At 58.0% G+C, this 22645-nt stretch carries 24 protein-coding genes and 1 pseudogene; 12 read left to right on the top strand and 13 right to left on the bottom strand.

Annotated elements, in window-relative coordinates; all coding sequences use genetic code 11:
- Positions 1 to 79: 79 nt before the first annotated feature.
- Together I6I12_RS00865 and I6I12_RS00860 are read right to left on the bottom strand one after the other, a co-directional pair.
- Complete coding sequence (locus I6I12_RS00865; protein ID WP_200288449.1) at positions 80 to 973, bottom strand: AbfB domain-containing protein; 894 nt, start codon at positions 971 to 973, stop codon at positions 80 to 82.
- A 41-nt stretch (positions 974 to 1014) separates the two neighbouring features.
- Entirely contained in the window at positions 1015 to 2319 is a 1305-nt protein-coding gene (locus I6I12_RS00860) for an LGFP repeat-containing protein (protein ID WP_200288448.1), read from the bottom strand.
- A gap of 308 nt (positions 2320 to 2627) precedes the next feature.
- Here I6I12_RS00860 and I6I12_RS00855 point away from each other — a divergent pair, with 308 nt between their 5' ends.
- On the top strand, positions 2628 to 2864 hold the full coding sequence (locus I6I12_RS00855; RefSeq protein ID WP_234288143.1) for a hypothetical protein: 237 nt from the start codon (positions 2628 to 2630) through the stop codon (positions 2862 to 2864).
- 534 nt (positions 2865 to 3398) lie between these two features.
- Here the strand turns inward: I6I12_RS00855 and I6I12_RS00850 are convergent.
- Together I6I12_RS00850 and I6I12_RS00845 are read right to left on the bottom strand one after the other, a co-directional pair.
- Positions 3399 to 3818 (bottom strand): hypothetical protein, encoded by a 420-nt coding sequence (locus I6I12_RS00850; RefSeq protein WP_200288447.1) that lies wholly within the window; start codon positions 3816 to 3818, stop codon positions 3399 to 3401.
- A 4-nt stretch (positions 3819 to 3822) separates the two neighbouring features.
- Complete coding sequence (locus I6I12_RS00845) at positions 3823 to 4242, bottom strand: hypothetical protein (protein ID WP_049377187.1); 420 nt, start codon at positions 4240 to 4242, stop codon at positions 3823 to 3825.
- A 382-nt stretch (positions 4243 to 4624) separates the two neighbouring features.
- Here I6I12_RS00845 and I6I12_RS00840 point away from each other — a divergent pair, with 382 nt between their 5' ends.
- Both I6I12_RS00840 and I6I12_RS00835 read left to right on the top strand, forming a co-directional pair.
- Positions 4625 to 4870 carry a ribbon-helix-helix domain-containing protein gene (locus tag I6I12_RS00840; protein ID WP_046202910.1) on the top strand — a complete coding sequence of 82 codons (246 nt, stop codon included), beginning with the start codon at positions 4625 to 4627 and terminating at the stop codon, positions 4868 to 4870.
- Positions 4867 to 5109, top strand: a complete 243-nt coding sequence (locus tag I6I12_RS00835) for a hypothetical protein (protein WP_046202909.1) — start codon at positions 4867 to 4869, stop codon at positions 5107 to 5109. The genes I6I12_RS00840 and I6I12_RS00835 overlap by 4 nt, the downstream gene beginning before the upstream one ends.
- A gap of 1933 nt (positions 5110 to 7042) precedes the next feature.
- Here I6I12_RS00835 and I6I12_RS00830 read toward each other — a convergent pair.
- Positions 7043 to 7642 (bottom strand): annotated as a pseudogene (locus I6I12_RS00830) (cadmium resistance transporter).
- Positions 7639 to 7998, bottom strand: coding sequence for a Cd(II)/Pb(II)-sensing metalloregulatory transcriptional regulator CmtR (gene cmtR, locus I6I12_RS00825; protein ID WP_200288446.1), 360 nt, complete (start codon positions 7996 to 7998; stop codon positions 7639 to 7641). The pseudogene I6I12_RS00830 and the gene cmtR overlap by 4 nt, the downstream one beginning before the upstream one ends.
- Before the next feature lie 1110 nt (positions 7999 to 9108).
- Here cmtR and I6I12_RS00820 point away from each other — a divergent pair.
- On the top strand, positions 9109 to 9345 hold the full coding sequence (locus I6I12_RS00820) for an exonuclease domain-containing protein (protein WP_234288142.1): 237 nt from the start codon (positions 9109 to 9111) through the stop codon (positions 9343 to 9345).
- Here I6I12_RS00820 and I6I12_RS00815 read toward each other — a convergent pair.
- Positions 9323 to 10804: a multicopper oxidase family protein gene (locus I6I12_RS00815; RefSeq protein ID WP_200288445.1), complete on the bottom strand. Its 1482-nt coding sequence runs from the start codon at positions 10802 to 10804 to the stop codon at positions 9323 to 9325. The two genes, I6I12_RS00820 and I6I12_RS00815, sit on opposite strands and share 23 nt — an antisense overlap.
- 71 nt (positions 10805 to 10875) lie before the next feature.
- Positions 10876 to 11451 carry a CueP family metal-binding protein gene (locus I6I12_RS00810; RefSeq protein ID WP_200288444.1) on the bottom strand — a complete coding sequence of 192 codons (576 nt, stop codon included), beginning with the start codon at positions 11449 to 11451 and terminating at the stop codon, positions 10876 to 10878.
- Positions 11452 to 11856: 405 nt separating this feature from the next.
- Here I6I12_RS00810 and I6I12_RS00805 point away from each other — a divergent pair, with 405 nt between their 5' ends.
- The 5 genes from I6I12_RS00805 to I6I12_RS00785 all read left to right on the top strand — a co-directional run bounded on the left by I6I12_RS00805 (position 11857) and on the right by I6I12_RS00785 (position 17260).
- A complete protein-coding gene (locus I6I12_RS00805; RefSeq protein WP_200288443.1) occupies positions 11857 to 12579 on the top strand; it encodes a response regulator transcription factor in 723 nt (240 codons plus the stop codon).
- Positions 12576 to 13703, top strand: coding sequence for a sensor histidine kinase (locus tag I6I12_RS00800; RefSeq protein WP_200288442.1), 1128 nt, complete (start codon positions 12576 to 12578; stop codon positions 13701 to 13703). The genes I6I12_RS00805 and I6I12_RS00800 overlap by 4 nt, the downstream gene beginning before the upstream one ends.
- A gap of 140 nt (positions 13704 to 13843) precedes the next feature.
- Positions 13844 to 14170: a heavy-metal-associated domain-containing protein gene (locus I6I12_RS00795; RefSeq protein WP_200288441.1), complete on the top strand. Its 327-nt coding sequence runs from the start codon at positions 13844 to 13846 to the stop codon at positions 14168 to 14170.
- A 51-nt stretch (positions 14171 to 14221) separates the two neighbouring features.
- The gene (locus tag I6I12_RS00790; protein ID WP_200288440.1) at positions 14222 to 16456 is read left to right on the top strand and encodes a copper-translocating P-type ATPase; all 2235 of its coding nucleotides are present in this window, start codon (positions 14222 to 14224) and stop codon (positions 16454 to 16456) included.
- A 93-nt stretch (positions 16457 to 16549) separates the two neighbouring features.
- Positions 16550 to 17260, top strand: a complete 711-nt coding sequence (locus tag I6I12_RS00785) for an IS6 family transposase (RefSeq protein WP_200288439.1) — start codon at positions 16550 to 16552, stop codon at positions 17258 to 17260.
- Between the two features lie 89 nt (positions 17261 to 17349).
- On the opposite strand, the gene I6I12_RS00780 is transcribed toward I6I12_RS00785, so the two are convergent.
- The 4 genes from I6I12_RS00780 to I6I12_RS00765 all read right to left on the bottom strand — a co-directional run bounded on the left by I6I12_RS00780 (position 17350) and on the right by I6I12_RS00765 (position 20480).
- A complete protein-coding gene (locus I6I12_RS00780) occupies positions 17350 to 17928 on the bottom strand; it encodes an LURP-one-related/scramblase family protein (protein WP_200288438.1) in 579 nt (192 codons plus the stop codon).
- A gap of 28 nt (positions 17929 to 17956) precedes the next feature.
- A complete protein-coding gene (locus tag I6I12_RS00775) occupies positions 17957 to 19153 on the bottom strand; it encodes an HNH endonuclease signature motif containing protein (RefSeq protein ID WP_200288437.1) in 1197 nt (398 codons plus the stop codon).
- Positions 19154 to 19248: 95 nt separating this feature from the next.
- Entirely contained in the window at positions 19249 to 20049 is an 801-nt protein-coding gene (locus I6I12_RS00770) for a PrsW family intramembrane metalloprotease (RefSeq protein WP_200288436.1), read from the bottom strand.
- Complete coding sequence (locus tag I6I12_RS00765) at positions 20046 to 20480, bottom strand: hypothetical protein (RefSeq protein ID WP_200288435.1); 435 nt, start codon at positions 20478 to 20480, stop codon at positions 20046 to 20048. The genes I6I12_RS00770 and I6I12_RS00765 overlap by 4 nt, the downstream gene beginning before the upstream one ends.
- Positions 20481 to 20596: 116 nt before the next feature.
- Between I6I12_RS00765 and I6I12_RS00760 the strand changes: the two genes are divergently transcribed.
- The 3 genes from I6I12_RS00760 to I6I12_RS00750 are packed head-to-tail and all read left to right on the top strand — an operon-like array spanning position 20597 to position 22084.
- On the top strand, positions 20597 to 20962 hold the full coding sequence (locus tag I6I12_RS00760) for a heme transporter (RefSeq protein WP_200288434.1): 366 nt from the start codon (positions 20597 to 20599) through the stop codon (positions 20960 to 20962).
- Positions 20962 to 21801 carry a hypothetical protein gene (locus I6I12_RS00755; RefSeq protein WP_200288433.1) on the top strand — a complete coding sequence of 280 codons (840 nt, stop codon included), beginning with the start codon at positions 20962 to 20964 and terminating at the stop codon, positions 21799 to 21801. Before I6I12_RS00760 ends, I6I12_RS00755 begins: the two co-directional genes overlap by 1 nt.
- The gene (locus tag I6I12_RS00750) at positions 21779 to 22084 is read left to right on the top strand and encodes a CHY zinc finger protein (RefSeq protein ID WP_200288432.1); all 306 of its coding nucleotides are present in this window, start codon (positions 21779 to 21781) and stop codon (positions 22082 to 22084) included. Before I6I12_RS00755 ends, I6I12_RS00750 begins: the two co-directional genes overlap by 23 nt.
- Here the strand turns inward: I6I12_RS00750 and I6I12_RS00745 are convergent.
- Positions 22081 to 22641, bottom strand: coding sequence for a hypothetical protein (locus I6I12_RS00745; RefSeq protein WP_234288141.1), 561 nt, complete (start codon positions 22639 to 22641; stop codon positions 22081 to 22083). The genes I6I12_RS00750 and I6I12_RS00745 overlap by 4 nt on opposite strands.
- Positions 22642 to 22645: the final 4 nt, after the last annotated feature.

Here is a 22645-nt window from a genome sequence, read left to right as displayed (position 1 = left end):
ATTGGGCGCTACGCGTTACGGCGAAAGCAGCCTGAAAAGGCATACACAGTGGCGGCCCTTTTATTACATGTTTATGTGTTTACTTCCCGGGTAGGGCAAGGCCCTGGTCGATAAACCACACCGATTCACTCGTGCGAGAAGTCGTGGTCGCAACCTTTTGCGTCCCACTTGCTGTGAGAACACGATTTTGATTTAGTGCCGAAGCAAGGCGAGTTCCTGTGGGGGTTTCTGCCACACTTGCAGGACACCACGTTGCACCTTTGGCGTTCGGGTTGCTTTGAACAGCTACTGATCCGTTAGAGTGCATGGTCAAGAAGACGCCTGGATATGCAGCTGCTTCCAAGGACAGGCACTGAGAACCATCGCGGGCTGGGACTACTTTAAAAGACGCGTCGAGGCGATCATTAAAGCCTGAGTTTCTATCTATGCTTGATAGTTCTACTCCGGCCCAAGACAATCGCAGTATTTTTCCGCCGGCATATCGGCCAGCAGAACGCATACTGATCACGTGTGGGTTGGCGGTATCCACGCTAAGGTCGCCAGTGCCAGCACCGGTTGAGGTCGCTACCGGGGTGACCTGCATTTCAACAACGGTAGAACGATTATTGCCAACGTCGATGCTTTGGATTTTTCCTGGTTCCACTACTCGCTGCCAGTACACATCACCATCAGGCAATTTAAAGGCCACTGAAACCGGTACTTTTAAGCGATTGACAACTCCATACGATCCCGTAATGTTCACGGCCACCCAGCCTGTGGGCTTTGTAAGGAAAAAGCACGCTTTAGAATTTTCCAGCTCTGAAGAATCAATACGCACGTACTCCGCCCCAGTAGCACAGTCTTTTTGAACGAGGCCACCGTCGCCTGCTGTGATGTTCACGGGCGTTTCTGCTACTGCGGGAGAGGTAGCAAGACCAGCAGAAACTATGCAGGTAAGTACTCCGATAGATAAGCGTTGGATAAAAGAATTCACAATAGGCTCCTTGCTTTTAGGTACGTAGTTGAACACCGTGGTTACTTCGACAACGGGATATACGTCGTCGAAGAGGAATTAATTGTTGAACGCACAGTTCCGGCAAACTTGCTCCATACCTGTGAACCAATGTGATCGGAGCTAAAAGGACCTTGAACCTTTGAGGTCTGTGTCGGACCAAAGGATTCGACTACGAGACGAACCCATGTTTTGTCAGAGCCGATGTAGGAATTTTCTACGCTGTCGTTGTCGAAGACAACATTGTCATCATCTGCATTGGGGGAAGTTACTTCATCGAATCGGATGTTTAGTGTTCTGCCGCCGCCTTCAGGATGATCACTAGCAGTAACCAGTGAAAATCCCTCATCAGAGATACGCTCTACGGTTACTTTGCTTTTAGCTCCGCCCACACCTGTAAAAGTGCATACGGAGCCTTCAGTAATTTCGTCAGGACACCCGGAGAGGGGAAAGTATTTATCCATGTTTTGGATAACTTCGCGATAGACCCCGGCTGCATGCCACCGCTTGAAGTCGGTGGTGTTAAACAGTGGATAAATCTGACGGTAGCTTGAGATATTCTGATTGTCATAAGCCTCTAGGGCCTTGCCAGTAGGCTTAAAATACTGAATAGATCCGCCCTGGAAATCCTGCTTTATGCCTCCGCCTGCAGCGTATTTTTCCGATGTGGGAAACTTCAACGAGCTACGCTCCCAGCCCTGACTTCCCCAAAAATCCCGAATGGGGCCAGAAATACTATGGACCCCGCTAGCTTGTGACCAGTAGATAGATCCGCCTTGAAAATGGTTGTAGCGCCCAGTCTTTTCCGGGGTAAGCAACTCATCAGTGGTTGGGTACCCTAGCTCACCGGTCTCCCAGCCTTGCTGAGCCCATTTATCGCGAATTCCTCCCCACACTTGATGAGCATCAGTCTCTGGCGACCAGTAGATAGACCCGCCCTGGAAATGGTTAAACCGCCCCTTACCATCAGGGGTCTTCAACTCATCGGTAATGGGATATCCCAAGGCCGCGCCTTCCCAGCCAAGATCTCCCCACTTATTGCGAATACGCCCACCTACCTGGTGAGCAATTCCATTATCAACACCAGCATGCCAGTAAATGGAGGCATCCTTAGCGAACACCTGGAACCGACCATTATTTTTAGCTACACCTTCATCAGTTGTAGCGTCACCAAAAGTCTTCCACCCACCAAGCCGGTGATACGCCTCTTCAATACGACCACCAATCCAATGACCGTGAAAAACCTTGGCACTTGAAACACCAGCACCAGCAAAAGTAACACTTGCACATACCGCAATAGTTGCAGTCAACTTCTTAGCGAATTTCATCCGTAGCCCTTTCCCGCCACCGCATTTAAGAACAGCTGAACACCAGATAATTGGCAGCCGGAGTTAGGGTATCGCTACGGTTATACACAGTCCATAGATATGTGTTTAGAAACTTTCTCTAAAACTAAATAATTCGCTAAAACGCCAGATAGACACATGTACAGACTCGATTTTCGCGTCTCGCGAAAGGTGGTCAAAATAACCTATATGAGGGGTATATATAACTCTAAACTAAACATTTACACTGCACATTCAGTCTGGGCAGTGTACACATTGCACGTCAACGATGCACTTAGGTGGGTGAAGCGGTGGCTGACATTGTTCATGAAACCCAGGAGTGCCTGTGCACCTTGTTTATCAAAGCCCACGGCGAAGATGGAGACTACGAGTACGCGCTAGACGCCGCCAACAGTGCCGCCGGACACCTACAAGTAATACAAGCGGAGTTGCCAGCTACTTCCCCACTGGCCCGCGATGCCGGCATACTCGCTAAGTCCGTGCGCGCGGCGCAACGAAATCTGTCGCCAACGGCGACCCGCAGATAGCCTAGATGAACTTCTAGGCTTAGCCACCAGCCTCAAAGAGCGGCTGGAAGGCGTTCAATAAAGGAAAATCCCCAGTACTTCAACATTTCCTGTAACGATACGGGCTACCGGAGGTCCCCTGCTGGTGTCAAAGCTCGGTAATTCAGGAAAGGTTTCCTTCACGTGAGGTTCTATCTAACTGCCTGGCGGCAGAGGAACCGTATATTGCTTATTACTAAACCCTTGTACCATGAATCTGGGCACGCCAGCGACCATAGGTCGTAGTCAGGGGCGTGAACACTTGTGAGCAGATAGCAGGGCGTTTGTATCAGGCAATTCGCCGGCGCATTCGCGTATCAGTATGCGTAACAAAAAAGCGCTCACGCGCAAACGAGCACCAGGACGTGACAATCACACGGGCAAGGAAGTCACGCCCCGCGACTTCCGCAGCAGCCCCAAACCTAGAACTATACGCAACGGATTAATCGCCGCATCCGGTCTTCAAAAACTCATCGCACTTGTTTGCTCATGTCGAAAGTTTTATTAGTTAGCGATCTACTGCGGATGCTCTTCGCTATAGCGCAGCAAGGTTTCCGCAACAAGCTGGGCTCCAAGCAGAGCTTCGTCACGCAACTGTGCTTCGGAGTACTCAAGGTACTTAATGATTCGATGCTCAGCGTGGATAACACTCGCAGTCTGCTGGTCCGCACGGAAGACAACCGGCCACAGCGCACGATTATTAAAGTCGCTAATCCAATTAAGATCCTCGGCTTCGGACTGACGCGCCTGGATCATCCCACCAATACCAATGTTCGTGTCCTGATCAACGATGTAGATAGGAACCCCATTGACCTGAGTCAGCAACCCACCAGTCGACAACTGCGAGCAGTCAAGCCCCTGGGTAGAAAGCGCCTCCCCAATAGATTCGACGGATGCTTCACGCAACGCTGGCTTCTTCTTTCCAAACAGTCCCATGGTCTTACTCCGTTCCTTCAAAAAGTTCTTCAATCTTTCCCAGCGCGTTGAACCCGACATGCAAGCTGGCGTCGATGAGCGTATCCAGCTGGAATTGGGACACACCTTGGGTGAAGTTGAAGTGATTGCGGAAGACAATCGTCCGGCGTCCCTCGATGAGATTAGGAACCACTTTGCCGAAAGCCAGGTTGTCATTCGTCGCATTAATAGCGTTCATTGCCACCAGCTTCTTGTCCGACGGGATCGTTCCAAAAGACTCAATGCGAACAGTAAAATACTCACCGTCGGGAACGAAGATGGCAACACCTTGCGGAAATTGGGAGCCCCACTTGCCGTTGTCCTCTCCCGCAGAAATCTCCAACGTATCCAGAGACTTGACGAGCATGGGAGTGGAGAAAGTCGTGATGTCTTTATAAGAACTCATTTTGCTCCTACTTAATTAGGTATTGATGAGACGTATGAGGCCTGCTCAGTCTACGACGAATTCAACGAAACTGTCAGGCCACACACATCCGTGTAGCTGGCAGTATTCCCCATTAATAGAAGTTTAGGTTCGGAAATGAAACAGCACATCGATAAACAAATACCGCCAAAACTCCCAAAGCCTATAAGAAACCCTCACTGACCAGTCTTCTTCAAGTGAGAGGTTACCTAACTGCCTAACGGAAGAAGAACCGTATATTGCTTATGGCGTGACCCCCTACTCCGGGATCGCCCCTTACGTCACTCCTGTGGGAGTTTGACTTCCGCCGAGTGTTAATACGGAATGTATCGACAGTAAACAATTTTCGTTATACGATATTTTCATGCCTGTGAACATCACTCAAGATCAACTCGACACGTGGGTTTCCGAAGCAGAAGAAGGCTACGATCCAGAAGTGTTGAAAAAGCGCGGACGCGGACGCCCCGGTCGCGGGGCGGAGCCTGCTCAGGTCGTTGCTGTACGCCTCACTGTCGATGAACTTAGCGCTCTAGATCGCCTAGCTACGAAAAAGAATCTCACCCGATCTGAGCTTGTTCGCCAAGCAATCAGCACGCTCACGGCGGCATGAAAGCAGCCAAATCTGCCACTAAGCACGGTATCGCAGAAGCCGATGGAATCCATGCAGCTTCCTATCCGCTGTGGATAGAGCCTCTTGACGATAACCCTGGCCAGTGGAGGGAACTCCGCCTCGGTTTTGATACCCATGCTCGACTGCTGGAAACCGTCGTTGTTGTTGCCTCCGATGGGGACGAACTATTAATCCATGTGATGAAAGCTCGCCCGCACTACAGCAAGCTCCTCGAATAACGTCCTGATACGTTTAATTCGGCTTTCGCCTGCGTCCCCTAGGGGAGATCCCCGCTGCCTTTAACGCGCGATTAATAGTCTGCCTCAAGACTCCAAACTCTTTCATCTCGCTCTGAATAGTCAGCCACCCACCTATCTCCGCTTCTGCTTGAATAAACACCCGCGATAGTCAGCCGGACACTCCTCGCAGCTTTTGCACGTTTCTTACTAGCGGTTTCCAGTTTGTCGCGCTGTACCCTAATGTCCAGTAATGGTGTTCCACTTTTAAGAGGTTGCTTATTAAGCACTCAATGTGGGGGCAATAATTTCGGAATGAGAATCCGGATCTTGACCCAATAAAGCGCAGTAAGTTGCGTTTAATACGGAGTCTTCCGTTTTATTAATAGGGTGTACTTTATGATTGCAGCGTGGGGGAACGGTCTGGAATGTAGTTAGTTGGCCGTGAATGGGTCCCCAAAGCGCGCGCAATACTTTTTATACTCCTCAACTTCTTTCTTCCGCTCCGCCTCTTCTTGTTTGCGACGCTCGTTTTCTTTCCAGCGCCTGTACAAGATATAGGTGAGCACTAAACCGACCAAAATTAACATTAATAACCAAAACTTCATGTTTGTATAACGTGCCGTATGTGCATAAGGTTCCACCCATACATACTGATTAGAGACAACAATCGTTTGACGTAACCTTGGACACCGTGAGCCAAAATAAAAATAGCCCCCTACAGGGAGAAGAAAAGAAGACAGTCTCAGGTGGGGAAGAACAGTCTTCACAAACAAGTAGCTGGTGGCCCCTTGTCCTCATCGCGCTGTGTGCCGTCACCACCACTCTCGACAAACGAAATCCGCACCCCTCTACGGTTCCAACAGAACTTCAGGATAAACAGACAAAAAGGGGACAGACTGAATCAAGCGACTCTGACAAAGGACACGTTTGGGATAAATGGAATCCACAGACTTGGGGAAATCTATCCCTAGTGGTGATGCAAGGAGGGTTCTACTCTGCGTTTCAAATAGCTGATTCCAGTGACGGCTGGGGTGGTAACGTATGGGGCACTGGGGCTTGTTTTCTGATAGCGCAGGTGGGAATTGCCGGTTTCTTCTTAGCCCTAAAAACGAACGGGTCTAGGGGTCTTATATGGGTTACGGTACTCCAGTCTATTTACACTAGTGGAGGCCTTTCTGGTTGGGGAGGGCTATCGACGGGCTGGGTCATTTTCTTTCAGATTTCTAGCTTGGTAGCTGCATGGCGGGCCTCAGACTGCCTTAATGAGCCAAGCCAAAAGGGGCTTAAAAAAGGAGCGGGGAACGGCTGACATTGTTCATGAAGCCCAAGACGCGCACCTGTGTGCGTTGTTTATTGGGGCGCACGGGGATACTGGAGACTACGAGTACGCACTAGACGCAGCCAACAGTGCCGCCAAGCACCTACAGGTAATACAAGCGGAGTTGCCTGCCACTTCCCCACTGGACCGCGACGCCGGCATGCTCGCCAAGTTCGTGCGCGCAGCACAACGAAATCTGTCTCAACAACAGCCCGCAGATAATCCCGACGAACTTCTAGACTTAGCCACCAGCCTCAAAGAACGGCTGGAAGGGGCGGATTCTAGGGGTCATTTTTCTTTGGCTAAACGCGGTTTTAGGCCGAATTTCGGCTCTCGACCACGAGCTCTAGGCCACGGGCTTCGTCCTCGTTTGAGAACCAGCCGGTGGCCTTGGTCGGGCTACGCCGCAAGCGGTGGCGCGTTGGGGAAAGCGTCGGTGCTAGTTTCATTGCGTCCGCGGGTGAAATTGGGTAGCCGAAAGTTTAATTGCTGGGATTCTGTAAACTCTGTGTGATTAGATTCACACGCCCCGACAGCGCTTCAAAAAGACCTTCCAGGCGTTATAGGAGCCACCGATAACGCCCGGTCGGGGCCGTTTGGAACGCTGCCGCTACGTCAGAGCCCGAAGGCTCCGCCGCTGACGAGGATCACGATACCGAGGCCGATGAGAACGATGGGAAAGAGGATGTGCTCAAAGCGTTCGAGCACTTCCGCGATCGGGGGGCGGGTTGCGACGAACCTTGCCAGGGCCACCAGGACCGCAACGAGCGCGAGGAAGATAACGCAGTAGGCGACTACTGCGAGAGGCTCCACGCTGAGGAATACAGGGGTGTAGACGCCGATATTGTCGCCACCGTTGGCAAAGGTGAAGCCTGCGACCGCCCCCACGCCGACCTTCTTGCCGGCAACCTTGGCCTCGTCATCGTCGTCACCGTCTCCGCGCCAGGCCTCCCATGCGGCCCAGAGGCCGAGGCCCAGAGGGATGAGACCAAAGTATGGAATGGCTGCCGGGGGCAGAAATGCTCCGGCGCCAGTGGTCACAAGGATCGCGGCGACGAGGATGCCCGCGAATCCGAGGTACTAGCCGGCCAGAATGCGGGCGGTGGTGCCGCGCTGGCCTGCCCCTCGCGCGAAGAAGAGGGAGAGCACGATGATGTCGTCGATGTTGGTAGCTGCGAACAGGCCTATCGCCTGCAAGACCGAGGTGAGGATCATACGTCCTCCCCAGCTGCGTAGCACCCGGGAAGCGTGCAGACGGGATCGATGCACGGAGCGTCTTCGTCTACTGCCAGGGTGGCATCGACCAGTGCTGTCAGTGCCTGTGCCAGGTGCGGATCGGCGATCTCGTATCGTGTCCGACGCCCCTCTGGCTCGGAGACGACAATCCCACAATCGCGCAAGCATGTCAGGTGGTTGGACACGTTCGGGCGTGTCAGGTCCAGATCTCGGGATAGTTCCGCCGGGTAGGCGGGATGGTCGAGCAGGGTCAAGATGATCCGGGATCGAGTGGGGTCGGCCAGTGCACGACCCAGGCGGTTCATCACGTCGAGACGCGAAGCAATAGTCAGCATGCGCTGAACTATACAGCGCCCGCTGAACTAGTCAAGTTCCGGGTAGCGGTACAGCTGTGTGCGCTGCTGAAGAGACAGTGAAAGTAGCAGAGATGGCGCAGATTCCGGCAAAGTTGCGAAAACAGCTGAACCACGTTCGTTTCTGATGATCGGCCCATGTGCGATTTGTGCCGCGCCGAAGGCAACCGAATTGGCTCGAAGTTCCGTAGCGTTGAAAGTTTCCGCTCGAACCATAAGTCACCGGAGGTGCTCACCTTTGACGAACTTGTCGAACGTTCACCGTGGAGCGTGGAGCTTGCCGAGAGGCAGGAAGAGTCGGAAGCGGAATTTCCTGACTTCCCGTTCTCAGGAGCGCTCCTGCTCACGTCAAAAATTTACTTCTGTTGTGTAACCCGAGGCGAAACTGCGTGTAACCGGGGTGTTGCCGCGGACCTAATACATCTGGTCAGGAAGTTTCATAAAAGCCCCTCGTCCGTCACGAGGCTTTCAAGAAACATCTTCAATCTTTCCACGAAACCCCTGGCCGGCCGAAGGAAAACGGCGCTCAATAAAAGGAAACTCCCCTAGTGCTTCTCGTCGTTGGAAGCACTAGGGAAGAATCCATATCCGCAGTACGGGATATGCTCTTTGAAAAGCCATGCTGAGCTGCCATCGTGAACATCACACCATCGAAATCCGGAGATGGAAACCACAGAAGTTTCCACTCCGGTTCTTTTTATTTTTCCTAGTCGCAGTTCTTCTGCTTAGTACGCAGCATATCCATGCTCATCAATCATGTACTGGGTAGCAGTATTTAATTCCTGCTGGGAAATATCCCGCAAACTCGGCCCCGCCGCTGACCCTCCCCAGTGGTCGTAGTAGCGGGGGTTGGGGTGGAGTTCGGATAGTCCTGCGAAGTGCTCATAGCACTAAGGCAACCACACCCACGCCCGCTACGAAAGGCCAACCACACTAACCTTGTGGACAACCCGCACAGGGCTAGTGTGGTTATCCACAGAAATCCACGTTGGTTGCAGTGTTCGATAGCGTTTAGGCGGGCATGTCGGTATGGGCCTCTTGGCTTGAGGCATAGGCTTTTTAGAAAACCTCCTCAACCGCTACACCCCACGCATGCCGTGCGAGCCGGTCTTTGCGGTCATTGATACCGAAACCACCGGCTTTAACAAGCGCTATGACCGCATCATTGGACTTGCTGCCGTGCGCGCTGACGCGAACTTCAATCCCGTTGACTCCTGGCACACATTGCTCACCCCTGACACCAACGCCGTGTTCACTACTCGGGGGACACCCCCGCCCACCTCGGCATTCAACCCTGCTGTGGGGGTTACTCGTAGCGAAGCGAGCTGAGCATCCCGGTTTCCATGTGATAGGCGTTATGGCAGTGAAATGCCCACTCACCGGGGTTGTCAGCGATCAGGTCGGCGATCATGGTTTCACCGTGGCGGAGAAGGACGGTGTCCTTGCGTAGCCCGCCGCTGCCGGGCAGCGCCCACGTGTGGCCGTGGATGTGCATGGGATGGGGCATCATGGTCCTGTTGCGCATGACCATCCGCAGGCGCTGGCCCTCCTGCACGGTCGCGGAGGAGGATTGGCCGTCGGTGAGAATGCTCCATTCATATGGCATCATCTGCCCGCCCAGGTCGATGCTGACTTCTCGGTCTGGTGTGTCCTCGGGCAGGAGTGCACGGTCTGCTGGCTTCAGGGAGGACAGAAGCAGTCCGGTGGACGACAACTCGGGGAAGTCGACATCGGGGTGGGGGGCTTGGCCACCGGCGGTGCGGATGACGGCGAAGGCGCGGTCGTCTTTACCCACCGCCAAAGCCGTGAGCGGGAAGATGCCGTCGCCGAGGATGACCTCGACGTCGACACGCTCGCCCATCGACAGGTAGATCGATTCGGTCTCCCGGGGCTGGACGGGGAAGCCGTCGGTGTGGGTGACGGTCATGCGGTGACCACCGAGGGCCACCTTGAAGATGGTGTCACTGCCGGAGTTGATAAACCGCAGGCGGGCCTTCTCGCCCGGGCGAGCCTCGAAGGTCCGGTGAGCACGGGGGATACGTCCGTTGATGAGGTAGTGCGGATACATCACATCGCCGGCATCCCCGCCCAGTACCCGGTCCGGGGTGCCGTGCATCATCTGGCCGTGACCTCCCATCCCCTTCTTCCCGTTATGGTCGCCCGAACCCATTCCGGTGAGCTTGTCGAGCTCATCGTCGGGAGTGCCCTGAATGCCATCGACCCAGTCGTCGAGCACGATGGTCCACTCGACGTCCTGGTCCTCAGCGTCTTGTGGGTCACGGACGATCAGTGGGGCGTGGAGGCCGCGATCAAGCTGCAGGCCGGAGTGGGAATGGTAGAAGTAGGTGCCACCGTGGGGGACTTCAAAAACATAGGAGAAAGACTCGCCAGGTTCAATGGGGTCCTGGGTCATGCCGGGCACACCGTCGGCTGCGTTGTGGAGTGCGATGCCATGCCAGTGGATGGAGGTGCTCTCAGGCAGTTCATTGGTGATATCGACCTGGAGGACATCGCCGGCGGTGGCCTCAATGGCCGCATCCCCGGTGTCAGAGACGTATCCCCACGTCTTGGCTTCGATACCGCCGATATCCAGAGAGAGGGGCCGGGCGGTCAGTGTCCGGCGCACCGTCGGCTCACCGAGCGCAGTGCGGGTGGGAGTGGGGCGAAGAGAGGAACCTGGTGCCGAGGCAGCGGGTCCAGGGTCGCTGGTGCAGGCGGCCACGGCCCCGGTGCCGGCGAGGACGAGCCCACCGAGCAGAAACTGTCGTCGGGAAAATCCGTTCATCATGATTTAACCTTCCTTGGTGTTAGATTTCAGTGACACGGGAGACAGGCGCAGGTGAGGACCCTGCTGAGCCATCACGTCAGGTGCAGGTCTGTGACACAGGTGGCACCGTCGTCGGCGGTGGAAAACTCCGCGGTGCCGGTACGCCCCTGGTAGCTGACCTCAATCAGGCCGGTGGCATCATCGGGAAGCCAGAAGCCAATAAACCCGTTGTCGAAGGTGGTTGTCGCCTCGTCCACCAGCACCTCACCGGTCGCCTCATCGGTGATCGTGACCTGGATATCCTCATTGCCGAGTTCCCCCAGGCAGGTCGTGAGGCTGTGGTAGAAGCAGTCGTGGGTGGAGGTGAGATAGGGTGCGATCGAGACATACGTCTGATTGTCGGGAAGATCGACCACGACTTCCTGGTCATCGCTCGAGAGCAGCAGTTCATCGGCACGCACTGAGGCTTTCAGATCCGTGGGACGCTCAGTGACCTTCTGCCGGTCGAGGTGATCAATGATCTCCACCGCGTCCATGTCGGCCAGGCCATGGGTAGTCAGGAATGCATCCTGGGACACCGTCCCGTCGGCGGTGGGTTCCGGGTCGGCAGCCGAACACCCCGTGAGGGCGAGGGCAAGGGCGGCGGCTGCGATCACTGCTCGTTTCACGTCAATCTCCTTGGATCGTGGTAAGACCGTGAGAAGACACCGCCTCAAGGTCGATGCCATACCTTTGTCTAGCACGGGTGCCTGACGGACTAGAAATCAAAAACCCTGCTCGCAGCCTTATAACAGGGCGAAAAAGGGGGTGGACTCGGTGGGCTGGGTCACCACCGGAACACCACCCCACAGCCGTGGGCGATGTCCTTCTACCCGCCCCGGGTATGCGGTGCAGGCAGTGAAATCCCTGGTGGCGCCTGCTGAACCGACCAGGGGAGGCGATGCCGCTGGCCCGGGGTGGGGCACAGTGGTGACGGCGGTCGAAGGGTGATGTTTGAAGATTTGATGAAGATTTCCCCGCCGGGCACTGAGCGAGGGTGGTATTCCCCCCTCACCGGAGCGATACTGGGGTCTATGGCTGACCGCACACCGACCACCGCCACGCCCCCGGGGCGGGTGCTGGTCGTCGATGATGAACAACCCCTGGCTCAGATGGTGGCCTCCTACCTCATCCGGGCCGGCTTCGATACCCGCCAGGCGCACACCGGTACCCAGGCCGTGGACGACGCCCGTCGCTTTTCCCCCGATGTTGTGGTGCTGGATCTGGGGCTGCCCGAACTCGACGGCCTGGAGGTGTGCCGACGGATCCGCACCTTCTCGGACTGCTACATCCTCATGCTCACCGCGCGTGGCAGCGAGGACGATAAGATCAGCGGTTTGACCCTGGGGGCGGATGACTACATCACCAAACCTTTTAGCATCCGGGAACTGGTGACCCGAGTGCATGCGGTGCTGCGCCGCCCGCGCACCAGCACCACCCCACCGCAGGTGACCACCCCCTTGATCGTTGGTGACCTCATCCTTGACCCCGTCGCCCATCAGGTGCGGGTGGGGGAGACGACCGTGGAGCTCACCCGCACGGAGTTCGAGCTGCTGGTTGCCCTGGCCCTGCGCCCCGGCCAGGTGCTGACCCGCCACGACCTGGTCACCGAGGTCTGGGACACCACCTGGGTCGGTGATGAACGCATCGTCGATGTCCACATCGGCAACTTGCGTCGCAAGCTCGGCACCGACACCCAGGGCCGGGGGTTTATCGACACCGTGCGTGGCGTGGGCTACCGGGTGGGGCAGCCATGAATCACGGACCCGGCCTGACCTTCCGCTTCCTGGCCGCCCAGGTGTTGGTCGTGGTGATTAGCCTGCTAGTGGCCGCGGCCGTGGCCACGATGGTGGGCCCGACCCTGTTCCATGATCATATGTTGATGACCGGCCGGGAGGACCCCTCGCTGGAGCTGTTCCATGCCGAGCAGGCCTACCGGGGAGCCAACCTGATCACTCTGGCCGTCGCCCTGCCCACCGCCTTGATCTGCGCCCTGCTGGCCAGCCTGTGGTTATCGCGTCGTCTGCGCACCCCCCTGCAGGATCTCACCCGCGCCGCTACCAATCTGACGGCCGGCAACTCCCGTATCCGCGTGCCCGCCGGAAAAGCAGGCCCCGAGGTCACCACCCTGGCGCATGCCTTCAACACCATGGCCGACCGGCTGGAACACACCGAACAGGTCCGCCGCCAGATGCTCTCTGATCTGGCCCACGAAATGGGCACCCCCTTATCGGTGCTCACGGTCTACCTCGATGGTCTCCAGGACGGGGTCGTGGACTGGAATAATGCCACCCACACGATCATGGCTGACCAACTCACCCGCCTGACCCGGTTGATGGAAGACATCGACGATGTCTCCCGGGCCCAGGAACGCCGGATCGATTTGGACCTGGCGGAGGAAGGGCTCGGGGATCTGCTCCATACCGCCGCTGCTGTCGCGGGGGAAGCTTATGCTGACAAAGGCGTCGATTTACAGGTCGAGACCATTACAGACACCGCCCGGGTGCTCGTGGACCGGCAACGCTTCGGCCAGGTGATGAGCAATCTCCTGTCGAACGCGCTACGGCACACCCCGGCCGGCGGACAGGTCCGGATCAGCGTCCACCGACAGGGGGCGTCCACCGCGCTCATCCACGTCGCCGATGACGGCGAGGGCATCCCATCTGACCAGCTCGGACACATCTTCGAACGCTTCTACCGGGGGGATGCCGCCCGCAGCCGGGACGCCGCCGGGGCCGGTATCGGTCTGACCATCTCCAAGGCATTGATCGAGGCCCACGGCGGCACTCTCACAGCCACCTCCCCCGGACCCGGTCGCGGAGCGGTGTTTGCCCTCCACCTCCCGCTGTCCCCTTCCGACAGTGAGGAGGTTGCTCGGTGACCACACCCTGCCCCGCGTGAGGGCCGCGCCCTCCACCCTTGAAAATATACCCCGGGGGGGGTATGCTGAAAATATACCCCCTGGGGGTATACGCTAGAGGGCGGCATCTCCGCACCCCACCGAACCGAAGGAGCTTTCCCATGATCACCTCCCCGCCCCGCCTTTTGCCGATGGCCTCCCACGGTTGCAGCTGTTGCGGACCTGCCTCACGTGCAGACACTGCCTCCATCCCTGCCGCCAGCGACTCGTCAGCAGGAGGGTCCTCCCCTAGCTTCCAGGTCACCGGCCTGACCTGCGGGCACTGCGCGAAAAGCGTGACCCAGGCCCTTCAGACCCTCCCTCAGGTCGACGACGTCCAGATTGATCTCGCTGCTGGTGGTGTTTCCACCGTCACGGTCACCGGTGTCGTACCTCCGGAGATGGTTCGCCGGGCCATCGAGGAGGCCGGCTACATCGTCTTATCCTGATCAGTTTTACCCATCATCTCGACCCCGACCGGGTTGAGCGAAAGGAACGTCATGAGCACTCCCCACCATTCCGGTGATCACCATGGTGATCACTTCGCTCCGGAAACAGACCACACCCACCACCCGGATCATGCCGGCCACGAACACCACGTGGATGCCGACACCCACGGCCGGGCGATGCCCCACGATCACCCGCACTCCGCCCTGGACGAAGACCACCACGTTCATGGTCACGGCGAACACGCCGGACACAGCACCGCAATGTTTCGGGACCGCTTCTGGTGGTCGCTGATTCTGTCCATTCCCGTCGTTATTTTCAGCCCCATGGTCGCCCACCTGCTCGGCTACCACCTCCCGGCATTCCCCGGATCCACCTGGATCCCCCCGGTGCTGGGCACGATCATTTTCGTCTACGGCGGAACGCCTTTCCTCAAGGGCGGATGGAAAGAACTGAAATCCCGCCAACCCGGGATGATGCTCCTGATCGCCATGGCCATCACCGTGGCGTTTGTCGCCTCCTGGGTCACCACCCTGGGGCTGGGCGGTTTTGAGCTGGACTTCTGGTGGGAGCTGGCCCTGCTGGTGACCATCATGCTGCTGGGCCACTGGCTGGAGATGTCCGCTCTCGGGGCCGCGTCCTCCGCGCTTGATGCGCTGGCTGCCCTGCTGCCGGATGAGGCCGAGAAAGTCATCGACGGGACCACCCGCACCGTGGCCATCTCCGAGCTGGTCGTCGACGACGTCGTGCTGGTGAGGGCCGGTGCCCGGGTGCCGGCCGACGGAACCATCCTCGACGGAGCCGCCGAATTTGATGAGGCGATGATCACCGGCGAATCCCGTCCCGTCTTCCGCGACACCGGTGACAAGGTGGTCGCCGGTACCGTGGCCACCGACAACACCGTCCGCATCCGGGTGGAGGCTACCGGCGGGGACACCGCCCTGGCCGGGATCCAACGCATGGTTGCCGACGCCCAGGAGTCCTCCTCCCGGGCCCAGGCCCTGGCGGATCGGGCGGCGGCGTTGTTGTTCTGGTTCGCGCTGATCTCCGCTCTGATCACCGCGGTGGTGTGGACCATCATCGGCAGCCCGGACGATGCCGTGGTGCGCACGGTCACGGTGCTGGTCATCGCCTGCCCGCATGCCCTGGGCCTGGCGATTCCGCTGGTCATTGCGATCTCCAGCGAGCGGGCCGCGAAATCCGGGGTGCTCATCAAGGACCGGATGGCGCTCGAGCGGATGCGCACCATCGACGTGGTGCTCTTCGACAAAACCGGCACCCTGACCGAGGGTGCGCACGCGGTCACCGGTGTCGCGGCAGCTGTCGGCGTCACCGAGGGCGAGCTGCTGGCCCTGGCCGCCGCCGCGGAGGCCGACAGCGAGCACCCCGTGGCGCGCGCCATCGTGGCGGCCGCGGCCGCCCATCCCGAGGCCTCCCGTCGGCAAATCCGTGCAACTGGTTTCAGCGCCGCCTCCGGCCGGGGGGTTCGGGCCACTGTCGATGGCGCTGAGATCCTCGTGGGCGGGCCGAACATGCTGCGCGAGTTCAACCTCACCACCCCGGCCGAGCTCACCGACACCACCAGCGCCTGGACCGGGCGTGGGGCCGGTGTGCTCCATATTGTCCGCGACGGTCAGATCATCGGTGCGGTGGCCGTCGAGGACAAGATCCGCCCCGAATCCCGCGCCGCCGTGAAAGCCCTGCAGGACCGCGGGGTGAAGGTCGCGATGATCACCGGTGACGCGCAGCAGGTGGCCCAGGCGGTTGGTCAGGACCTAGGCATTGATGAGGTCTTCGCCGAGGTCCTGCCCCAGGACAAAGATACCAAGGTCACGCAGCTACAGGACCGGGGTTTGAGCGTGGCCATGGTCGGTGACGGTGTCAATGACGCCCCCGCTCTGACCCGCGCGGACGTCGGTATCGCCATCGGTGCCGGCACGGATGTGGCTATGGAATCTGCCGGGGTGGTCCTAGCCAGTGATGACCCGCGGGCAGTGCTGTCGATGATTGAGCTGTCCCAGGCCAGCTATCGCAAGATGATCCAGAACCTGATCTGGGCCTCTGGCTACAACATCCTCGCCGTGCCGTTGGCTGCCGGAGTGCTCGCCTCGATCGGGTTCGTGCTGTCCCCGGCCGTGGGCGCGATCTTGATGTCTGCCTCGACCATCGTGGTGGCCCTGAACGCCCAGCTGCTGCGCCGCATTGATCTGGATCCGGCTCGCCTGGCTCCGACCGAGTCGAAGGAGGAACACACCACGCCTACTCCGGCATCCACCGCCGTCCACTGATCCACCACTTCTCTCCACTGCCCCCATATGACCCTGAAAGGTGTTGTTGCAAAGTTGGGGCAGTAGGAAGGGCGACGTGAAATAGTCACAGCCATGGGTATCTTCTCCGGTTGTCATTTTTCCCGTGGCATCATTCTGTGGGCAGTGCGGTGGTACTGCCGCTACGGGGTGAGCTACCGCGCTCTGGAGGAAATGATGACCGAGCGGGGCGTGCCGGTCGATCACACCACGATCTACCGCTGGGTCCAGAAATACGCGCCTGAGCTGGACAAGCAAACACGGTGGTACCGGCAGGTACCTGACTGGCAGGCCAGTTCTTGGCGGGTGGATGAGACCTATATCCGGGTCGGCGGCAGGTGGTGCTACCTCTATCGGGCGATCACCGCCGGTGGTCAGACCCTGGACTTTTACCTCTCTCCGAAGCGGAACGTGGCCGCAGCGAAGCGTTTCCTGGCCAAGACCCTCAAATCCAATGCGTCAGCCGGGTATCCCAGAGTGATCAACACCGATAAAGCATCCTCCCTAGCCAGGGTAATCGCCGAGTTGAAGTCAGAGGGAATCTGCCCGCCAACAGTGGAACACCGGCAGGTGAAATACCTCAACAACATCCTGGAAGGCGACCATGGTCGGCTGAAGCGGATCCTCGGGCCGAAAGGCGCGTTTAAGAACCGGACATCTGTATATCGGACGTTGAAAGGGATGGAGGCGATGCACTCATTGTGGAAAGGGCAAGGCACCATGTTTGCCAACAGGCAACCGAACCCGGACGCGGTGATCGTCAACCAGGTCTTCGAGACGACCTAACAACGCCCACACGCAGCGGCCATCAGGGAATGAGAAACTGAGTCTTCGCGGCTCTCCGCCCAATTTTGCAACAACACCTTTTTATTTTCCTAGTCGCTATTCTTTTCCTTAGTGCGCAGCATATCCATGCTCATCACGGCGCCGATGATGGCAGCATGTTGTTGCTCGTTGAGACCTGGGGTGATGGCCAGGCAGTAGGTATTTTTACCCATGAAGTAGTTGCCTACGCCGGTCCACTCGTTGGTGACGTTGGCAAGCTGGCGGCCGTGGGAGGTGATGGAGAGATTCCAGTCCCAGAAATCGCCGCGAATTTCGACGTCAGGAAAGCCCTTCATGGTCAGCTCCAGCTTTGTTTTGAGCATGGAGAAACGCTTGGTAATGACAGCCATGGGCTGTTCGATTCCCGGCAAGTGCACCTCGTAGGTATCCCGCAGAAAATTCGGCGGATCCGAAATCGTCATGACCGTCTGTAGAGGGTTGCCCTCGGCATCCGTGAGTGCAACCTCCAAGCTGCGGGAAGATTTAAACACCATGTCTTTGAGGCTGGTGGATTGCAGGATCGTGCCCACAGGGGTGTTGTCGATATCGGTGATCATGAACTGATCATTGAGGAAGGACTTGGTCTGGGTAATTACGAGCTCATCTAGTGTGAATAAATTTTGCGTCATGCCAGCCACTGTAGGGCAGCTGGTGGAATTATTCCTCCTCCCTAGGGGTGGTTTTCTGCTGGCGCATGAGTTCTTGGGCCTCTTCATATGCTCGGGCGCGGTGGGCGGTCATGGTTTGAGCAAAGGTCTGCACCCAATTCTTGTTCTTAGGCGCTAGTGGCCCGGAGGGCTCCGTGGCGGTCCAGGTTCCATCCTCGAAAAGCCAGATGATGTCGCGCGTATGTGGGTCCATGACGTAGAAAGCACGACCATCGGTCTTCACATTGTGATGGTGCTGGCAGAGGCAGGCTAAGTTAGCCGGAGTAGTCGGACCGCCATCCGCATGATTGATGCGGTGATCCTTCTGGCAGGCCGTGGCCGGGCGATTGCAGCCGGGATAGCGGCAGGTGCCGTCAAATCCTTCTAAGTACGCAGCCATGGCCCCCGGGGTGACGTAACCTTTGACTTCGTGGTTTGGGTCCATCTCCCGGATTTTGGTGTAGGGCAGCGCATTCGAGCGCGCCGGGTCGAGCCAGCCCACGGATTCAATAAAGGCCGGGGAATTGGGTACGTCGGTGGCTTTATAGGCGTTGAGGATGATTTCGGGGGCTTGGGTGCGGCCGGTGAGGAGTGCAACGGCGGCGTCGGCAAGCGAGCAATCTAGCTCCAGCGCGGTCTGCCGGATGCACTTATCGACGCTCGCGATAACCGCCGGGTCCGCACTCAAAGTCACCGCCGAGGTGTTATCGCCCCAGTTTTCCATGGTGTAGCGCGGCTGGGTAGGGCCCTGGGTGACGGCCAATGTGTCATCGGCGAGGTTGATGAGCTCGTTGAGCTTGCGCTTGATCTGTGCCTGCGTACGCATGGTCTGGTTCGGCCGGGTAGGGGTGAGGTAGGCGGTGAGCTGCTCATCGATCCGCTCCACCACCTTAGGGGTCGGGTTGCCTAAGCGGTTGAGGGACTTATTAATGGCAATAATCCGGTCGAGGTCTAAGTGATAGAGGCGGTGCTGCAGCGCCTGGAGTTTGGGAAGCTCCTCCAAGCGATGCAGCGCCATGAGGATATGGTTAATCCGGCCTTCATTGACGCCGGTGGTGCGGTAGAGGGATTGGGTGACTAATTCGAAATCAGAATCGAGATCGGGCACTTGGTTCACCCAGAACTCGTATTCCGCCTTTCGCATTTCAAAGGCTGAGCGTGTGGTGGGGTCGGTGGTGTTGGTCGTGGAAAAGTAGGGTTCTTCCATGGCGCATCGTACCTAAATTATCGTGTGAACTTGTGTACGATTCACACCTTATAACACCCCTCGGACACGAGCCTTTTCCTTCGTATTTTCGCAGCTCAACAGCTATATTCTGGATCCTTGGTGGGCAGAGTAATTTCGCTTCTTTGTGCCGCATATCTCCTATCTTGCTTGCGTATGAAACGCAGGCCCCAAATGACCAGTGTCCACGTGATGAGGGCGATAAGGAGAATGGTCACCGGCCAATCACCCGCAATGATGGTCGAGGCATTGAATAGGGTATGCAGGGTGATGGCGGCCAGCCAGAATCCGGCCACCTGCCAGTATCCGTGGCGTACCCCCGCATAGAGCTTGCCGACGCCCCATGCCGCAACCCCCGTATACAGCGCATGGCTAAAGGCGCCAGTGAAGAATCGTCCGATACCGGTAATGATGACGCCCCAGAGGTCGCCGTCCAAGTTATCGATGGCCGCGTTGAGGATGAACGGCACATTTTCCATGGCATCAAAACCAAGGCCTACCGCCATGCCGATCGCGGCGGCTTGGTAGGGATGCTTCACGTTTCCAAAAGCCGCAATAATAATAACGACGCCGAGGAGCTTGATGGTTTCTTCCGGAAGCGGCGAGTAGAAGGCCGCGTCTAGGTGGGTGAGCCCCAGCTTGTCCGAGATCCCCACCATCTGATCGTTGAGGCTCACCACCACCGGCTGGGCGAGCGCACCCCATAGGATGCCCTGCCACATCGGCCGCGGCCTAAACCACCAGAATCCCAGACCGAGTGTCAGGCCAGCGCAGATGAGCGCACCGATGAGCCCCACCTCGGTAAAACGGCGATCAACAAAGAAAAAGCCGGAAACTACCAGGCCGAATGCAATAGATAGCCAGTACAGATTCTTCATGCCTTTTCTACCTCCTGGGCAAGTTCTTCAGCCCGCGGTCCGTGCAAGGAGAGGAACGTGGTGGGGCCATCGCCCTCAATGCTGATGGCTACGAGGCCGCCATCGCTAAGCGTGCGCTTATCCCCGTCGCGGTCGATGTCTCCTTCCGGCATGGCCGTACCTTCCCTCATTGCCCGGAGGTACCGGCGGGTGGCTTGGTCTTTGTCCTGTACGCCGACTTCTTTAGCGCGGATCTGGGTGCCGTCACAGTCCCAGCGCGGCTCGGCAGTGGTGGAGCCATCTTCTTCCGTGCAGGATAATCCGGGGATGCGCGCCTGGCCGGCCTGCACCTCAGAGGTGGGGTTGTCGTATATATCTGGCAGGAGTGCATTGGTGCCATAGATGGTGCCAAATACCACGCCCGCCGCGAGGATGAGTGGTGTGCTTTTCATGTACTCAACGCTAAGTATGCCCTGCTCATCGCGGTATCCCCGCGGGGAGGATTAAGCCGGACGTAGGGAGGATTTCTCCCCATAAGCTTTGTTAAGTCCTGTGATAGGTTGGGTGCGTGTTTGAGGAGCTAGAAGAAGAAGCGGAAACGAAAGACGAGCCCAGCCGCGCCTGGTGGCAATGGTGGGCACCCATCGCCATGGTCGCGGTTTTCATCGTTGTTCCGCCCGCTGTCTACCACCTTGTCTCCGGCCTTATCTTGCTCATCCTTATGGCCGTGCTGACGGTGATCATTGCTTTTGTCGACGGCGGCACTTTCCGTGCCTCCTGGACCATCTTCTGTGTGGCTGGGCTGGCCTATTTTGCCGCCATGTCCTTGTATTTCAATGAGGGAACGTGGATTTACCTCCCAGTGTTTGTTTTCCTGGCATGGGCTGCGAGCAAGCTAGGTGCCGTGGTGGGCTCCAAGGCAGGGAAGAGCTAATGGAGACGTGGCGCCTAGAGCACCCCGAGGTGGGCACCATTGAGGTGCAGCGCGGGTATGATGCCGAGTTCGCGGAGATGGGCCAGTGGCCTAAGAAAGCGAAGGACTTCACCCCGGTTCCAGGCGATGCCACCCTGCCGGAACGCCTCCGGCTCTGGCGGAAGAATCCGAGCCCACGCTTGCAGATTGTGGTGAACGGTCAGGTACGCAGCCGCCACGATCGGCCGCGTGCGGGCCGGTATTCGCTTAAGAAGAAGATAGAAAAAGACCTCACCCTTTTTGAGAACTCCGCCTCGCGCAGCAAACCTTATCTGGATATCCAAGCCTCTCCCTTTGGCGAGCTTTTAGACGTCTACTACCGCAATGGCGAGGAGGCAGTTGCCCTCGATCCGCCGGCCGGCTCATTGGGAGAAAAGCGCCGCCACGCCATGGAGGAAAGCTCCTTCAAGCGGGTGCTATATCCGCTTTTAGGTGGCCTGGGGAAGTCCGGCTGGGCCATTGGCGTGATCGTGCTTGGCCCGATCATCAGCCGCATCTTGTCCCGATTGTTGCCGGATTGGGAGCTGCCGGAGATTAACCTGCCGGATATCGCGCTCCCAGTACCGGAGTTGCCGCAGATTGAGCTGCCGGTGCCGAATATCGACTTCAACATCGACATCGATCCGCCCGATTGGCTCGTATTCTTGATGGACTACAGCAAGGTGTGGGTGCCGATCATCATTGCCATCGTGGTGGGCATTCAGGCAGTGCGCAATGCCAAGAAGTCTGAAGAAAAGAAGCGGCAGTGGCAACAGGGTGGCGCGTATGCTGACGGCCATGAAGATTCACGGCGCGATTGATGCGGAAGGCCGGTGCAGGCATTGGCATTCCCCGCTGGACGTGGTGGCCAATAAGTGCGCCAGCTGCGGGAAGTATTTTGCTTGCGCGTTGTGCCACGCCGAACTCACTGACCATGAGTTTGGGCCCATGCTTGCCGACGCCCCCTCAGTCCTCTGCGGCGCCTGCCGCACCGAGATGAACTACCACGCTTATTCCGCCGCGCCTGCGTGTCCCCACTGCGGGCATAAATTTAATCCCGGCTGCAGCGCGCATGCCGGGATCTATTTTCAGCTAGACCGCTAGAAAGAAGACAGTTGCTGTAGCTGCTGGATTTGCGGAATCTGCGGCAGCTGGAACTGGGATATAGCGTTCTGGGCAATCTTGGCCGCGTCCGGGATGCGGAAGGTCTGGCCCAAGAACGGGACGTCGACAGTCGGCTGGCCAGGGATGGTGCCCAGCTCGATGACCTTGGCGTTCTTGGCTGGCGCTGGGGACGGAGCCGGAGCCGGCTTTGGTGCGGGAGCATTGCCGCGCTGGCCGCCAGTGTTGACTGGCTTGCCCTGGCCAGTAGTGCCGTTTAGGCCGCAGCGGGCAATAGCCTCGTCCATGCGGCCGATGGCGTCGCGAACCTCGTTGCCGCGTGGGTGCACGGTGGCAACGGCGAGGGCCTGGGACTTCTTCTGGTTGTAGTCAGCGGAGTTGGTCCAGTACTGCTTCGCCTGGGAGCAGGAAATCTGGCCGGCAGGCATCTTGGCTAGGAGGTTGTCAACGGCGTCGGCATGGGCAGCGGCAGGGGCGGCGAGGGTTACGGTCAGGGCGGTAGCTGCAGATAGCAGCGCGGACTTACGTGCAAAGCTCATGCCA

Origin of the sequence: Corynebacterium kefirresidentii, assembly GCF_016599755.1 — a bacterium.
Classification (GTDB): domain Bacteria; phylum Actinomycetota; class Actinomycetes; order Mycobacteriales; family Mycobacteriaceae; genus Corynebacterium; species Corynebacterium kefirresidentii.
The sequence above is the reverse complement of the archived record's forward strand: the minus strand, read 5'-3'. Positions and strand labels throughout refer to the sequence as shown.

What these genes read in the sequence shown, in the direction of transcription:
- I6I12_RS00790 (WP_200288440.1), top strand. Translation starts at nt 14,222, where the DNA reads ATGAGCACTCCCCACCATTCCGGTGATCACCATGGTGATCACTTCGCT.
- I6I12_RS00805 (WP_200288443.1), top strand. Translation starts at nt 11,857, where the DNA reads ATGGCTGACCGCACACCGACCACCGCCACGCCCCCGGGGCGGGTGCTG.
- I6I12_RS00850 (WP_200288447.1), bottom strand. Translation starts at nt 3,818, where the DNA reads ATGGGACTGTTTGGAAAGAAGAAGCCAGCGTTGCGTGAAGCATCCGTC.
- I6I12_RS00745 (WP_234288141.1), bottom strand. Translation starts at nt 22,641, where the DNA reads ATGAGCTTTGCACGTAAGTCCGCGCTGCTATCTGCAGCTACCGCCCTG.
- I6I12_RS00770 (WP_200288436.1), bottom strand. Translation starts at nt 20,049, where the DNA reads ATGAAGAATCTGTACTGGCTATCTATTGCATTCGGCCTGGTAGTTTCC.
- I6I12_RS00765 (WP_200288435.1), bottom strand. Translation starts at nt 20,480, where the DNA reads ATGAAAAGCACACCACTCATCCTCGCGGCGGGCGTGGTATTTGGCACC.
- I6I12_RS00820 (WP_234288142.1), top strand. Translation starts at nt 9,109, where the DNA reads ATGCCGTGCGAGCCGGTCTTTGCGGTCATTGATACCGAAACCACCGGC.
- I6I12_RS00860 (WP_200288448.1), bottom strand. Translation starts at nt 2,319, where the DNA reads ATGAAATTCGCTAAGAAGTTGACTGCAACTATTGCGGTATGTGCAAGT.
- I6I12_RS00755 (WP_200288433.1), top strand. Translation starts at nt 20,962, where the DNA reads ATGGAGACGTGGCGCCTAGAGCACCCCGAGGTGGGCACCATTGAGGTG.
- I6I12_RS00775 (WP_200288437.1), bottom strand. Translation starts at nt 19,153, where the DNA reads ATGGAAGAACCCTACTTTTCCACGACCAACACCACCGACCCCACCACA.
- cmtR (WP_200288446.1), bottom strand. Translation starts at nt 7,998, where the DNA reads ATGCTGACTATTGCTTCGCGTCTCGACGTGATGAACCGCCTGGGTCGT.
- I6I12_RS00815 (WP_200288445.1), bottom strand. Translation starts at nt 10,804, where the DNA reads ATGATGAACGGATTTTCCCGACGACAGTTTCTGCTCGGTGGGCTCGTC.
- I6I12_RS00780 (WP_200288438.1), bottom strand. Translation starts at nt 17,928, where the DNA reads ATGACGCAAAATTTATTCACACTAGATGAGCTCGTAATTACCCAGACC.
- I6I12_RS00835 (WP_046202909.1), top strand. Translation starts at nt 4,867, where the DNA reads ATGAAAGCAGCCAAATCTGCCACTAAGCACGGTATCGCAGAAGCCGAT.
- I6I12_RS00785 (WP_200288439.1), top strand. Translation starts at nt 16,550, where the DNA reads ATGGGTATCTTCTCCGGTTGTCATTTTTCCCGTGGCATCATTCTGTGG.
- I6I12_RS00845 (WP_049377187.1), bottom strand. Translation starts at nt 4,242, where the DNA reads ATGAGTTCTTATAAAGACATCACGACTTTCTCCACTCCCATGCTCGTC.
- I6I12_RS00795 (WP_200288441.1), top strand. Translation starts at nt 13,844, where the DNA reads ATGATCACCTCCCCGCCCCGCCTTTTGCCGATGGCCTCCCACGGTTGC.
- I6I12_RS00840 (WP_046202910.1), top strand. Translation starts at nt 4,625, where the DNA reads ATGCCTGTGAACATCACTCAAGATCAACTCGACACGTGGGTTTCCGAA.
- I6I12_RS00800 (WP_200288442.1), top strand. Translation starts at nt 12,576, where the DNA reads ATGAATCACGGACCCGGCCTGACCTTCCGCTTCCTGGCCGCCCAGGTG.
- I6I12_RS00750 (WP_200288432.1), top strand. Translation starts at nt 21,779, where the DNA reads ATGAAGATTCACGGCGCGATTGATGCGGAAGGCCGGTGCAGGCATTGG.